At 55.1% G+C, this 14,333-nt stretch carries 9 protein-coding genes; 7 read left to right on the forward strand and 2 right to left on the reverse strand.

The window, feature by feature from the left end:
• Positions 1 to 161: 161 nt before the first annotated feature.
• Positions 162 to 1,283, forward strand: coding sequence for an aldose epimerase family protein (locus tag EGT74_RS24905; protein ID WP_220392965.1), 1,122 nt, complete (start codon positions 162 to 164; stop codon positions 1,281 to 1,283).
• Positions 1,283 to 3,532 (forward strand): S9 family peptidase, encoded by a 2,250-nt coding sequence (locus EGT74_RS24910; protein WP_123849330.1) that lies wholly within the window; start codon positions 1,283 to 1,285, stop codon positions 3,530 to 3,532. The genes EGT74_RS24905 and EGT74_RS24910 overlap by 1 nt, the downstream gene beginning before the upstream one ends.
• A 176-nt stretch (positions 3,533 to 3,708) precedes the next feature.
• On the opposite strand, the gene EGT74_RS24915 is transcribed toward EGT74_RS24910, so the two are convergent.
• Positions 3,709 to 4,707: an NADP-dependent oxidoreductase gene (locus EGT74_RS24915; protein WP_123849331.1), complete on the reverse strand. Its 999-nt coding sequence runs from the start codon at positions 4,705 to 4,707 to the stop codon at positions 3,709 to 3,711.
• A gap of 214 nt (positions 4,708 to 4,921) precedes the next feature.
• On the opposite strand from EGT74_RS24915, the gene EGT74_RS24920 reads away from it, so the two are divergent.
• The 5 genes from EGT74_RS24920 to EGT74_RS24940 all read left to right on the forward strand — a co-directional run bounded on the left by EGT74_RS24920 (position 4,922) and on the right by EGT74_RS24940 (position 13,505).
• Positions 4,922 to 5,503 (forward strand): RNA polymerase sigma factor, encoded by a 582-nt coding sequence (locus EGT74_RS24920; protein WP_123849332.1) that lies wholly within the window; start codon positions 4,922 to 4,924, stop codon positions 5,501 to 5,503.
• Positions 5,504 to 5,578: 75 nt separating this feature from the next.
• Complete coding sequence (locus tag EGT74_RS24925; RefSeq protein WP_123849333.1) at positions 5,579 to 6,613, forward strand: FecR family protein; 1,035 nt, start codon at positions 5,579 to 5,581, stop codon at positions 6,611 to 6,613.
• A gap of 54 nt (positions 6,614 to 6,667) precedes the next feature.
• A complete protein-coding gene (locus EGT74_RS24930; RefSeq protein WP_123849334.1) occupies positions 6,668 to 10,390 on the forward strand; it encodes a SusC/RagA family TonB-linked outer membrane protein in 3,723 nt (1,240 codons plus the stop codon).
• Positions 10,391 to 10,411: 21 nt separating this feature from the next.
• Positions 10,412 to 12,091 (forward strand): SusD/RagB family nutrient-binding outer membrane lipoprotein, encoded by a 1,680-nt coding sequence (locus EGT74_RS24935; RefSeq protein WP_123849335.1) that lies wholly within the window; start codon positions 10,412 to 10,414, stop codon positions 12,089 to 12,091.
• 469 nt (positions 12,092 to 12,560) lie between these two features.
• Positions 12,561 to 13,505 (forward strand): YihY/virulence factor BrkB family protein, encoded by a 945-nt coding sequence (locus EGT74_RS24940; protein ID WP_123849336.1) that lies wholly within the window; start codon positions 12,561 to 12,563, stop codon positions 13,503 to 13,505.
• Here the strand turns inward: EGT74_RS24940 and EGT74_RS24945 are convergent.
• Complete coding sequence (locus EGT74_RS24945; RefSeq protein ID WP_123849337.1) at positions 13,502 to 14,248, reverse strand: DeoR/GlpR family DNA-binding transcription regulator; 747 nt, start codon at positions 14,246 to 14,248, stop codon at positions 13,502 to 13,504. The genes EGT74_RS24940 and EGT74_RS24945 overlap by 4 nt on opposite strands.
• Between the last annotated feature and the right edge of the window lie 85 nt (positions 14,249 to 14,333).

Raw genomic sequence — 14,333 nt, forward strand, 5'->3', positions numbered from 1 at the left:
ATTGATCAGTTTTCTCGTGAAATAGGGTACTAATATCGTAAAAGTATAATTGTCATTTTGACTTTTTACTGGAAAATCCCGGATTAATTCCAGATATTTAAACGACAATCCACGTGAAAAATAAAACTTGCTTCCTCATGTTAAAAAAAACCGCTACTGTTATGACAATCGTTACAGGCAGCCTGATGGCAGGCGCCGGCTGTAATAACCCGGGCCCACAGAAAGACGCATCGGCAGATTCCGTTAAAACAACGCCCGTACAGGTGCAGCCTTACGGAGAAGTCGACGGTAAACCTGTTTCACAGTACACACTGGCCAACCAGCACGGCATGGTCGTTAAGTTGATCAATTACGGGGGGATTATCACGGACATCATCACGCCGGACAAAGAAGGCAAACCCGGCAACGTAGTGCTCAGTTATGATTCGCTGGCGGGTTACCGGCAAAAGGGCAATCCCTATTTCGGCACCCTGGTGGGCCGTTATGCCAACCGCATCGCCAAAGCGACGTTCAAAATCGATTCGGCGGAATACAAACTGGCCGCCAACAACAACGGCAACTCCCTGCACGGAGGCCTCAAAGGTTTCGATAAAGCCCTCTGGCAGGTAACGCCTCTGCCCGGCGACAGCAGCCTGCTGCTGGAATATACCAGTCCCGACGGTGAAGAAGGCTACCCCGGCACCCTCCAGGCCAAAGTGATCTATACCCTCACGGCCGACAACGCCCTGAAAATAGAATACGTGGCCACCACGGATAAACCCACGCCCATCAACCTCACCCAGCATACCTACTTCAACCTGTCTGCCGGCAAAGAGCCGACCATCCTCAACCATGTGCTGCAGCTGGATGCGCCGAGCTTCACGCCGGTGGATGCACAGCTGATCCCCACCGGGAAAATCGAACCGGTGAAAGGCACGCCGATGGACTTTACCACGGCCAAACCCGTAGGGCAGGATATCGCGAATGTGACCGGCGGGTATGACCACAACTATGTGTTCGATAAAGCGGAGATGAAGGTGCGTGGCTCGCTCTACGACCCGTCTACCGGCCGTGTGATGACCTTTTCCACTTCCGAGCCGGGCGTGCAGTTCTATACCGGTAATTTCCTCGACGGCAAGCTGCAGCACACCCGCAACGGCGCCGTGTACGGAAAAAACGCCGGGCTTTGCCTCGAAGCGCAGCATTTTCCCGATTCTCCCAACCAGCCCGCGTTCCCGAACGTGATCCTGAAACCGGGTGAGAAGTATACACAAACCACGATTTATCAATTTGGCGTAAAATAATGATGCGAAAAGTTTGGGCGCTGCTGCTGCTGGCGCCTTTGGCGGCAGCGGCCCAGCAAACGCCCTTCTGGCCGGATAAAGACGAAGTGCTCAAACGCTTCGGCAGCTCCAGGGCGCTGGAGCAGAACTCCCAGAACAAGATTTACAAAACCGGCGTGAACGCCCACTGGTCGGCCGATGGCCGTACCTTCTGGTATTGTAACGAAGGGAAGGGAGGCGCGAAGGAATATATCCTGGCCGATGCCGCATCCGGCACCAAACGCCCTGCCTTCGATGCGCAGCAACTGGCCGGAGCGCTCGGCAAGGCTACCGGCGACACGTACGACGGCCGGCGGCTGGTGATCCCCGCAATGACGTTCAGCGCAGACGGCAAAGAAGTGCGTTTTGAAACGGACGGCAAATACTGGCGCTGCAACCTGCACGACTACACGCTGCAGCGGGCGGACAGTCTGCCGAAGCCACCTCCGCCACGCCGCAATTACCGGCCGGGGCGCTGGGAAAGTTTCGAGACACGCCGCCGCTCGCCCGATAACCAGTGGGTGGCGCTGATCGACAAAGGCAATATCTACCTGCGGCACACCGGCCGCGGCGATACGCTGCAATATACCACCGACGGCACTCCCGCAAAACCTTACGGCTCGCTGGCCTGGTCGCCGGACAGTAAATACCTCGTTTGTTACCGCGTTACGCCGGTGGCGGACTCTTCGGTGTACTACATCCTCACCAGCATGGGCGGCACACGCGGGCAGCTGCGGTCGCAGCTCTACAAACAGCCCGGTGATCCGTTCACGACCTACGAAATGCACCTGCTGACCGTGGGGAAACCCGGCGCGGTAAAGGTCAATACGGAGATCATCGACTTCTTCGACGCGCCCCGCCTTCACTGGCGGAAAGACGCCCGTTATTTCATGTACGAAAAGGTGGACCGCGGCCATCAGCGTTTCCGCATCATCGAAGTGGACGCACAAACGGCTGCTACGCGCACTGTTGTGGACGAACGAAGCAATACCTTCATCCAGGAAGCGCGCATTTTTACGAAGTACCTTCCTGATACCGATGAGATCCTCTGGACGTCCGAGAAAGACGGATGGCGGCACCTCTACCTGGTGGATGCATTGACCGGGCGTGTTAAAAACCCGGTGACGGCAGGAGAATGGGTGGTGCGGGACATCGACAGCGTGGACGTACAGAAGCGGGAGGTCTGGTTCCGTGCGAACGGGATGCATGCAGGAGAAGACCCGTATCACATCCATCATTACCGTATCGGTTTTAACGGTAAGAAACTCGTGCAGCTGACGCCTGAAAAAGGCCATCATTTTGTGACTTACAGCCCGGATAAGAAATATTATATCGATACCTATTCGCAGATCGGCGTACCGCATGTTACGGAACTGCGCAGTACCGCTACGGGCAGGAAAATCATGGAACTGGAGCGGGCCGACGTTACGGAGTATTTCGCCACCGGCATCGCACCCGTGGAGAGTTTCACCGCCAAAGGCCGCGACGGTAAAACGGATATCTGGGGCATCGTATGCCGCCCCTCCAATTTTGATACCTCGAAAAAGTATCCCATCATCGAAAACATCTACGCCGGCCCCCACGATGCTTTTGTGCCCAAATCGTTCACCGGTAATTTCAGGGACATGCAGTACCTGGCGGAACTGGGATTCATTGTGGTGCAGATAGACGGCATGGGCACGGCCAACCGTTCCAAGGCTTTTCACGACGTGTGCTGGAAAAACATCGCGGATGCCGGTTTTCCCGATCGCATCTTATGGATGAAAGCGCTGGCCAAAAAATATCCTTACGTAGACACCGGCAGGGTAGGGCTCTACGGCACTTCGGCCGGCGGCCAGAACGCGCTCGGCGGCCTGCTGTTCCACCCGGAGTTTTACAAAGCGGCCGTGTCGGCCTGCGGCTGTCACGATAACCGCATCGACAAACAGTGGTGGAACGAACAGTGGATGGGCTACCCCGTAGGCCCGCACTACGATGCGCAATCCAACATCACGCATGCGCATAAACTGCAGGGCAAACTGCTGTTGATCGTGGGCGAGGCCGATACCAACGTACCGCCCGAATCCACCTACCGGGTGGTGGATGCATTGATCCGCGCGCGGAAAGACTTCGATTTTCTCGCCGTTCCCGGCATGGGCCACAGCGATGGCGGGCCGTACGGGCGGATGAAGCGATACCAGTTTTTTGTGAAACATCTGCTCGGCGTGGAAGCGCCGCTGGGCGGACAATAAAAGCAGGAAGGGCTTCCGTTCGGGGAAGCCCTTCCTGCTTAAATGTTTATCCATATGCCCCGGAAACCTCATTTCGTTTGATCGCCGGAGCATCGCCTTTCATGTCTGGATGATCATCTTCACCGGATTTTCGTGGTGAACAATCCCGGCAAGGCATCAACCCTCCCTTCACATCTTCACGCCTTCACGATCATCTTCCCCGTATTTTTCCCGGCAAACAGTCCAAGCAGGGCGTCTGGCAGTTTTTCAAAACCCTCCACCACCGTTTCCGTAAACTTCAGCTTGCCTGATTTTACCAGCGGGGCGAGGTATTGAATGCCTTCTGCGAAACGGGCGCCATAATTACGTACAATGAAACCCTGCATGAGAATGCTGAGCGTCAGCATTACCGGCTGTATACGCGGGCCCACCGGTTCCGATGTGGCGTTGTACGAGGAGATCTGCCCGCAAAGCGGGATGCGGGCGAAGAAGTTGAGATGTTTGAACACGGCATCGGTCACTTTACCACCTACGTTATCGAAATAGATATCGATCCCGTCGGGACAGGCTTTCCCGATTTCGGCGGCGAGGTCGGGCGTGTGGTAGTTCACCGCCTCATCAAACCCGTATTCCTCCTTCAGCATCCTGATCTTATCGTCTGTGCCGGCAATGCCCACCACGCGGCAGCCCAGTTGTTTGCCCAGTTGCCCCACTACCAGGCCCACCGCTCCGGCGGCGCCCGATACCACGAGAGTTTCGCCGGCTTTGGGTTTGCCGATGTCGAGCAGCCCGAAGTAAGCCGTTAAGCCGGGCATGCCCAGGATGCCGAGGAAATAGCTCGGCGGAGCGAGGCTCGTATCTATTTTCTGGAATTTGTCACCGCCGATCACAAACTCCTGCGCCCAGGGCAGGTAGGGGCCGAGCACCGTATCGCCGGGCCGGAAGCGGCTGTCTTTGCTCTCCACCACTTCCGCCACCACGCCGCCTTCCATCGGCTGCTCCAGCCGGAACGGCGGAGAATACGACTTCACGTCGTTCATACGGCCACGCATATAAGGATCTACCGAATAATACAGCCCTTTCAGGTGCACATCCCCTTCCTGCAGCGGAGGCAGCTCCACTTCGTCGAACCTGAACACCGATACATCGGGCAGCCCGGACGGGCGTGCCGCGAACGTAATTTGCTTCACTTTCATGCTGATATGATTTATTGTCAATTATTGAGATAGTTAGGATTACGAATGTATTGGCTTCAGCCGTAATTTGTGTATGGTTAATTGTCAAATTTTCAAGTCCGCCGGATTTATGCCGGCCGCCGCCACTTTAATATTTATCTTCATTAACAGCCCGGTTAACCCAAAGTTTAAATAATATTTTCTACCTTACCTCCACGTATTCAGCTACTATAGCATGCCTCAGAATGATCTGTCAGCCGCAGCCGACCAATCGGCCTGGGAGGACTTTATAAAAGGCGACCGGCAGGCCTTTGCGCGCTTGTACCGGGAGCATATACACCAGCTGATTGCCTATGGGATGCGTATCAGCGGTGAACAACATGTGGTGAAAGACGCCATCCAGGATCTGTTTGTAGAACTATGGAAAGGGCGGTCGAACCTCGCTTCCGTACGCTCCGTAAAAGGTTACCTGCTGAAAGCGCTCCGTTACAAACTGCTTCGCAACCACAAGGTGCGTACCCGTTATTATTCCGATGTGCCCGACCAGGCTGATCCGCAGAACGCGGAAACCACCATGCTGGAAAGGGAAACGGCTACCAGCCGGCATGAACAGGTGCGCCTGGCCATCAACCGCCTGCCGCCGCGCCAGCAGGAGGTGATCAACCTCCGTTTTTTCCATGCCTGCACAACCGAAGAAGCGGCCGAAATCATGTCGGTCAACTACCAGTCGGCCACCAATCTCCTGCACCGGGCCATCATACACCTGCGCCAACACCTCGATGCTGGGCTTTTTTCTCTCATTTTTCTCTTTTTTTAAAAAAAAGTTGCCGGCGGGTGAGTATCCGGGCACCAATTGATACACTTGTTTAAAAGCGCTTAATTTTTTTACCGTATGTCTTATTCGCACGAGGAACTGGAAGCATTGCTGCAGAACGATGAATTTATCCGCTGGGCGACGTCCCGGGAGACTGTGGAGAACGCCTATTGGGAAAGCTGGGTAAAACAGCAGCCGGACAGGCAGGCCCTGGTGGAATTCATCCGCAGCCTGCACGCGGCAGAGCAGGTGCACCCCGGCCACCGCGAACTGGCGGATGAGGTATGGCATGCGGTACAGCTGCAAATGGAAGCCCCCGTTCGCCGCATCAGCTGGCGCAAATATGCCGCTGCGGCCGCGGTGGCGATCATACTGGGGGCCGCCGGCCTCTGGTACGGATTATCGGGCAACAGGGGAGGCGAGGGCGGCCTGGTGGTGCAGAAGGTCAATTCCGTGAATATTACGGCTAAAAACAACGGAAAGGCCCCGAAAACCGTATATCTGACAGACGGTACCCGCATCACCCTCGGCCAAAACAGCACGCTGGCTTACAGCAACCTGCTGCACGGCGATAAAAGGGAGGTACACCTCGAAGGCGAGGCCTTTTTTGAAGTGACGAAAGACGCACAGCGGCCGTTCCTGGTGTACAGCGGCGGCATCGTGACCAAAGTGCTGGGCACCAGCTTCCGGGTAACTGGGCATGATAAGATCACGGTAGCGGTTAAATCCGGGAAAGTGGCCGTGTCGAGGCAGCAGCGGGATGTGGACGAAGAATTTATCCTCCTGCCCAACGAACAGGTGGTGTTTAACAGGAAAGCAAACACGCTCAATAAAACGGTGGTGGTGGACGCGATGCTGCTCCAGAACCCCGTAACAAGCCATGTAACGCTGAATTTCGATGAAGCCCCGGTAACGCAGGTGCTCGATTCACTGGCGGCTATGTATACAGTAGACATTCAATACGACCGCAACCTGCTCGCCAGATGTATGGTGACCGTATCGCTGGAGCAGGAATCTTTATACGACAAACTGCAGATCGTCTGCAAAGTGCTGGGGGCAACGTTCGAGACGCACGGGAATGTAATTTATGTAAAAGCGCAGGGCTGCAACTGATGCCCTGGATATTATAATAGTGAACAATTCTACAGTCAACCAAAAGAAACGCGTATGAATACCTTCCTTTTTACAATGCGGGTAGCGCTGTTAAAGTCATGCCTGTTGCTGTGCCTGGCGGGCACCGTTTTAGCCGCCGGTACAGGAGCACAGGGAGTGCTCGATAAGAAGATCTCCCTGGCCATGAATAACAAAGTGCTCAAAAACGTACTGGGCAAAATTGAGCAGACGGCTGCCGTTAAATTTGCATACGCCTCTCAGACCATCCCGCTGAACAACAAAGTGAGCATCGAAGTATCGGACACCCGCCTGGGCGACGTGCTCGAAGTATTGCTCGCTCCTTACAAAGTGACCTACGAAGTAGTGGGCAACCAGATCATTCTCAAAAAAGACGGGATGAAAATGGTGATCAGCAGCGACATGCTGGAGAATGCCGTTTTCAAAAAGGTAACGGGCCAGGTGAAAACGGCCGACGGCGCCACCGTACCGGGTGTAACGGTAGCGGTGAAAGGTACCGCCAAAGGCACTATCACCAATGCGGACGGCCGCTATGAAATAGAAGCCGACGAAGGCGCCGTGCTGGTGTTTACCGCTATCGGCTTCGAAACGCAGGAAGTGACCGTGGGCGGCAATGCCGCGTACGACGTGGTGCTGCAGGAATCCAAAAAAGAACTGAAAGAAGTGGTGGTGACGGCCCTCGGTGTACGCAAGGAGAAACGCGCGCTGGGCTACTCCGTAACGGAAGTGAAAGGCGCCGATATGGCGGCCACCAACGAAGTGAACCCGATCAACGCCCTCCAGGGTAAAGCGGCGGGTATCAATATCGACCAGGGCTCCGGCGGGCTGTTCGGCAACTCCCGTATCCTCATCCGCGGTAACTCCACGCTGAATACGAACAACCAGCCCATCTTCGTGATCGACGGGGTGATCCTCGATAACGACGCCTTCAACGGGCAGGGCCGCGATTTCGGGAACGACCTGAAGAACCTGAACATGGAAGAGTTTGAAAGCGTATCCGTACTGAAAGGTTCCGCTGCCGCCGCATTGTACGGCGCCCGCGCCATCAACGGCGTGGTGCTCATCACCACCAAAAAAGGCCGCGCGAAAAAAGGATGGGGCGTGAGCGTATCACAATCCATCAACATACAGGACCCTTACCGCGGGCCCGACTTCCAGAACGAATACGGCGGCGGTACGGTAGGCGCATTTTTTACCGATACCCGCGACCCGGGATATAAACCCAACCAGAACTGGCAAACGAAAGTATTCCCCACCAACGCCGCCGGAGAGCCATACATCGATCCGCAAAAGAACCGCGAGCTCGAAAACTGGGGCCCCCGCTTTGCGAATCAGCGCGTGCTGAACTACGACGGCACCTGGACGGAATATAAAGCCGCACCCAACAACTATCTCGACGCATTCCAGACGGGTGTGGGCTACATCACCAACGTGGCGCTCGACGGGGCAACGGAAAAATCATCCTTCCGTTTGTCTTATTCCCGCAACCAGGCCGAAGGGTTCAACCTGCGCAACAAGATGGACAAAAACGCCTTCTCCCTGCGCGCCACCCACAACCTCACCAGCTTCATCGCGCTGGATGCAGGAGCGGACTATACCACCCTCAACGGTGAGAACCCGCCTGCGCTGGGCCTGAATAACTTTATCTGGATCTTCCCGCGCAACTACGACACCAAATACTGGATGCAGCGCGCCAAATATACCAGCACCCTGGGCGGCGTGCCCAAACCGTACGATCCGGCCGAAACGAACTTCGTACCCGGCGCCGACTACTGGTTCCGCATCTATGAAAATAACTACCTGCAGGACGAACAGATGTTCCGCGGCCGCCTCACCATCACGGCGACCCTCAACAGCTGGCTGAAACTGCAGCTGGAAGGTAACTTCAGCAACCTCGCCATCAAGAAGGAAACCAAGGAACTGGGCCAGGGATACAACTTCACCGGCGCGGACAATACCAGCGGCGGTAAATACGGCCTGGGCCACTCCAACAAACAGAGCTATTTCTTCAAATGGATGGGCCTGGTGACCAAACAGCTCAGCAAAGACCTGTCGCTGAACGGTTACATCGGCGGTGAAACGCAGCGCTTCAATGTTTCGCACAACTACTCCGAAACAGCGGGCGGCCTCATCTTCCCGGGCAACTATTTCCTCGGCAACTCACAGAAACCGCAATTCTCCGAAGGCGGTGTGAAAACAAGGAAAACCATCAACTCCATATACGCCAGCGCCGACCTCGCGTATAAAGACCAGCTTTACATGCAGGCCACCTGGCGCGGCGACTGGTCGTCTGCGCTCACCTACGCCAACGGCGAAGGCAACAATTTCTACAACTACCCGGCCGTGAGCCTGTCGTGGATATTCACGGAAACGTTCAAAATGCCGTCGTTTATCTCCTTCGGTAAACTGCGCAGCAACGTGGCCTGGCTGGGCGGCGATCTGGATCCGTTCCTCATCAACCCCGGTTTCAAACTCCAGGGCTACAGCGAAGCCAACGGCGGCAACACACCGCTGCTGACCTACTTCATGGATCCCAGCGGGCAGTCGTTCGTAGTAGACAAAAACATCAAGCCGCTGAATAAAAGAGCCGTGGAAGCGGGGCTGGATCTGCGCTTCCTGCAAGACAGGCTGGGCATCGACGTGACCCTTTACCGCGACAATACTTTCAACCAGGCCATCCGTATTCCTGCCGCCGCGGAATCCGGTGTGAACAGCCTGATGATCAATGCCGGCAACATCCAGAACTCCGGCGTCGAAATCGCCCTCAACGCCACGCCTGTCAAAACGAAGAGCTTCGACTGGAACACCGTGCTGACCTATACCCGCAACCGCAACAAGATCGTGGAACTGTACGGCGACCGTGAGTATTATGCGCTCGACGACGAAGGGCTGGGCGGCAACGACCAGATTCCCTACGCCAAAGTGGGCGGCGCATACGGTGTTATCCGCACCCGTATCCACTCCAAATCTTACCAGGCGGTGGATGCCAGCGGCAACCCGAAAGACCATCCCAACAACGGCAAGGTGGTGCTCGCCTGGCGCTCCGATGCCAGGGCGGCCTTCCCCAAGCGCAGCAACGAATGGAAAGATGTGGGCGACATCAACCCCGATTTCCGCGGCAGCTGGGACAACACTTTCCGTTACAAAAACTTTTCGCTCAACTTTCTCATTGATGCCAAGATCGGTGGCGATATGGTGATGCATACCCTGCGGTACGGCACCCATACCGGCATCTTCAAATCATCTTTACAGGGAAGGGATAAGGAACATGGCGGCATCGAATGGACCAGCCGGTACGATAACCAGACTTACGACGACGGTATCCTCCCTGAGGGGGTGTTCGACAACGGTCAGAAGATCACGCAGCCCGATGGAACAGAGGTGGATGTCAGCGGGATGACTTTCCGCGAAGCCTACGATAAAGGATATGTGGAGCCCACGCACCTGCCGCAGTTCAACTACCGTTACGGATCGTTCTCCACCGCGGTGGGCGATTACTGGGTAGTGGAAAACTCCTGGGTATCGCTGCGCCAGCTGGCGCTGAATTATACGCTGCCGCAAAGCGTCGCCGCCAAACTGCACCTCACCAACCTGGGCGTGAGCATCATCGGCCGCGACCTGTTTTATCTCTATAATTCTTTACCCAATAATATCAACCCTGCCTCCAACAATTCCAACAGAACGAGTGTGAATAAAGAGGAAGGTTTTGTTCCGCCCATGGTACGCTCTTTCGGGTTTACCATCAGGGCAGGGTTTTAATCAATTTTAAATGATATTGTTATGAAGAAATTAAGCCTGTATATAGTCATCGCCGCGGTTGTATGCGTTTCGTGCAAAAAAGACTTTGCGGAGATCAATACCGATCCCAGCGTGGTGACCTCGCCGGATATCAACGCGCTTTTTGCCTATTCCGCGGAAAATATAGAAAGTTACCAGGGCACGGAATGGATATGGGAAAACCTGGAGCAGCTGCTCCGCTTTTCGCAGCATCTCACCACGGACCCCTATGAGTTGTCGACCAACATCAACAGCCGCTACGGCGTATTGTACAACAGGGTGCTGCCCAACCTGTTCGAGATCCGGAAACAGATCGATGCCAAAACCGACAAGGACCGGTACCGCAACATCAGGGCCGTGACCTATGTGCTGCAGATCCTGCACGCGCTGAAGGTGACTGACATGAACGGTTCCATGCCTTACACACAGGCCATCCTGGGCAGAACGGAAGCGCAGTACAAACCCGTGTACGACAATCAGAAAACGCTGTACGATACCTGGCTGAAAGAGCTCACCGAAGCGGCCGACGCCCTCAGCGCGGACGCCGCGGGCCAGGTGAATTTAGGGGCCTCCGATTTCTATTACGCCAACGCCTGGCAGAACTGGGCCAAGCTGGCCAATACTCTCAAGCTGCGCATCGCTGCACGGTACGAAGGGCAGGACGTGAATGCCACGAAACGTATATTCAAGGAGGTGATGCAAAGCCCGGCCGGTTTCATCGACAGCGATATTGCCCAATTTGTGTATAATAAACCACAACACAATCCCATCGGCAACGATATCGATTACCGCAGCCCCCGCTTCGGCACCTCTTCGATCATCAATTTCCTCAAATCCACCAACGACCCGCGCCTGAAGATCTATTTCAGTCCCAACGACCTGGTGGGATCCTTTAAAGACACGCTGGCCAAATACGGCAAAACGCTGCCCGCTTTCATCAACGTGAACGATCCGCTGGTGATGTTCCAGGGCGGCCCCGCCGACTGGACTACCGACCCGGCTGTCGCCACCTTCTACAAAACCACCTTCGATGCCGGCGGCGACAATAAATACCGCCTGATCGGCAACATCAACAAACGTTTCTTTGCGCCGCGTTACGGCACTTTCAGCAACAGCAACGGCCGCATGCTCGATTATATGGTGACCTGGGCTGAAACCTGCTTCTACATCGCAGAGTTCATCCAGAAAGGACACGGCGTTGGTTTTGATACCAAAGGCTCGGCAGCGGACTGGTACAACAGGGGCATTGCCGCATCCATGCAGACGATGAACAAGATCGCCATCGCCGCAGAGTCCACCACCGGCTTCACCGGCAACGGGGACGCGGAGATAGCCGCTTACCAGAACCATGTGAACGTAAAATTCAACGGTGTGAACAACCTGGAGCGCATCTACATCCAGCAGTACCTGAATTTTTACCGCCTGCCCACCGAGGCGTTCACATTCGTCAGAAGGACCGGTTATCCGAAAAATACATCCACCTATTATCCGCGCAATGCGTGGAATGAACCCATCCCGCGCCGCTATCCGCTGGAAGAACCACCGCTGGGCACCAATAACGAAAACTGGCAGAAAGCCCAGCAGGAACAGGGTTTCACGCCTGGCGACAGGGGAGTGCCCGCACTCAGCACGCAGCGTTTGTGGTTCGATAAAAACAGTCCCGATTTCGGGAAAGGGATTTAGTTTCTATGTGACAACGTGTTAGCCCAGGAATTTGGTTATTAAATTGAGCAGATAGGGGCGCCTGATTACAGGCGCCCCTCTTCTGTTGTATGCACCGGGGTGTTGTGATGGTTGCCGTGACCAGCAGAACGTTTATTGCATGCGCTATCTTTTGTTTTTTAGCATGAAGGTGTTGTGATGATTACCGTTACCAGCAGAACGTTTATTGCAGGCGCCCTCTTCTGTTTTTATGTATTAAGATGTTGTGATGATAGCCGTGACCGGCAGAATGGTTATTGCAGGTTACCCTTTAGGGGTAATTCAGGCAGTCAGACGATCCGGTGGATGGGTGTCATCGATAGACTGGTGCGGGATGCTCTCCCTTCTTTTCAGGAATAATTGCAGCACGCAGCTCCTGTGGCTGTTTACCGGTCAGATTTTGCACCGCTACGCTTGTTTCACGTGGCCGGGTTTTTGTGTAACGGCTGTTATGAAACAACCCATAAAACATTGGTGGGGCCTTTTCAAATGTGCGGCAAGTGATTTTATGGACGACAAGGTGCTGAAGCTGAGCGCGTCCCTCGCATATTCCACGGTGTTTTCCATTGCCCCCATGCTGATCATCGTGTTGTATTTCAGCGACATCTTCCTGGGGAGGGAAGCGCTGGAAGGCGACCTGTACGGGCAGCTCCGCGGGATGATGGGGCCGGCCGCCGCACAACAGGTGCAGGACATCGTTAAGAACTCCACGCTTTCCCGCGATTTCGGCTGGTCTACCGTGATCGGTTTTGTGACCCTTATCATCGGCGCCACAGGCGTATTCTCCGAAATACAGGATTCCATCAACCTCATCTGGCGGCTGAAAGCCAAGCCTAAGGTAGGTACCGGCATCGTCAAGATCCTGCTGACCCGTTTGCTGTCGTTCTCGATGGTGATCAGTCTTGGTTTTGTGATGGTCGTATCGTTGGTGATACATGGGATAATCGAGGTGCTGATCGGCCGCCTCACCGCGGAATTTCCGGACGTGGCGGTGGTAGTCGTCTACATCATCAACCTGGTGGTGACCTTCGCTACCATCACCGCTTTATTTGCCGTTATCTTCAAGGTGCTGCCCGATGCAAAAGTGAAATGGGGGCATGTGTGGGTAGGAGCGATCACCACCGCGGTATTGTTCATGCTGGGCAAGGCGGCCATCGGTTTTTATCTCGGCAACAGCAACATCAGCAGCACATATGGCGCGGCCGGTTCAATCGTGATATTGCTCGTGTGGGTGTATTATTCCGCTGCCATATTGTATTTCGGCGCGGAGTTCACCCGCCAGTACGTACAGCACACGGGCGCGCGTATTTACCCGAACGATTATGCCGTGTGGGTGGAACAGGTGGAAATGGAATCGAAGGGCAACCTGCCTGAAAAATCGAACGACATCGCCTAGATCACCTGGATGCCCAGGTCGATGTAAGGCTGGAGGGCCGCGTCACCGGGTTTGTCGGTGATGATGGTGTCGATGTCCGTCATTTCGCAGACTTTGAACGGTTCCGCCGTGCCCATTTTATCGCTGGTGCCGATGGCCACCACGCGGTTGGCGGATTCCACCATGGCGGTTTTTACTTCCGTTTCTTCGAGGTCGAGGCCCGTTACGCCCACAACAGGGTGCAGGCTGCAGACGCCGAGGAAACAAAGGTCGGCCCGTATGCGGCGGATCATCCGGATGGTATCGAGGCCGCTGGCCACGCGGGAATCTTTAAAGATCCTGCCCCCGGTGAAGATCACTTCCACGCCGGGATGTTCGATCAGCTGCGCAACGATGGGCACGCTGTTGGTCACCACGGTGAGTTTGAGATGGGCGGGGAAGAGTTTCGCCAGCACGAGGGTGGAGGTGCCGCCGTCGAGCACGATGGTTTGCCCGTCTTTGAGAAGCGACAGTGCTTTCTGCGCCATCAGCTGTTTGTCCTGCTCATGCAGCAGGATACGCTCGGTAAAAGAATACGGGTTGGGGGAGTGGGGAATGGCGCCGCCCCGCACCTTGATGAGCAGCCCGTCCTGCGCCAGCGATTCCAGGTCGCGGCGCACCGTATCCTCCGATACCTGGAGGTCTGTGCTCAGCTCCGCCTGCAGCACTTTCTGGTCGGTTTTCAGCTTTTTCAGAATGTAATCGAGGCGCTCTTCTCTTAACATGTTTGCGGTTTTATGCAATATTAAGTAATATTTTGCCATTTTAGTCATGGAAGTTTAAATGATATTGCATAACTTTGCAACAAAT

This window comes from Chitinophaga lutea (genome assembly GCF_003813775.1).
GTDB lineage: Bacteria > Bacteroidota > Bacteroidia > Chitinophagales > Chitinophagaceae > Chitinophaga > Chitinophaga lutea.

Excerpts from the sequence above, each read along its gene's own strand:
- EGT74_RS24905 (WP_220392965.1), top strand. The coding sequence starts at position 162 with ATGACAATCGTTACAGGCAGCCTGATGGCAGGCGCCGGCTGTAATAAC.
- EGT74_RS24910 (WP_123849330.1), top strand. The coding sequence starts at position 1,283 with ATGATGCGAAAAGTTTGGGCGCTGCTGCTGCTGGCGCCTTTGGCGGCA.
- EGT74_RS24915 (WP_123849331.1), bottom strand. The coding sequence starts at position 4,707 with ATGAAAGTGAAGCAAATTACGTTCGCGGCACGCCCGTCCGGGCTGCCC.
- EGT74_RS24920 (WP_123849332.1), top strand. The coding sequence starts at position 4,922 with ATGCCTCAGAATGATCTGTCAGCCGCAGCCGACCAATCGGCCTGGGAG.
- EGT74_RS24925 (WP_123849333.1), top strand. The coding sequence starts at position 5,579 with ATGTCTTATTCGCACGAGGAACTGGAAGCATTGCTGCAGAACGATGAA.
- EGT74_RS24930 (WP_123849334.1), top strand. The coding sequence starts at position 6,668 with ATGAATACCTTCCTTTTTACAATGCGGGTAGCGCTGTTAAAGTCATGC.
- EGT74_RS24935 (WP_123849335.1), top strand. The coding sequence starts at position 10,412 with ATGAAGAAATTAAGCCTGTATATAGTCATCGCCGCGGTTGTATGCGTT.
- EGT74_RS24940 (WP_123849336.1), top strand. The coding sequence starts at position 12,561 with ATGAAACAACCCATAAAACATTGGTGGGGCCTTTTCAAATGTGCGGCA.
- EGT74_RS24945 (WP_123849337.1), bottom strand. The coding sequence starts at position 14,248 with ATGTTAAGAGAAGAGCGCCTCGATTACATTCTGAAAAAGCTGAAAACC.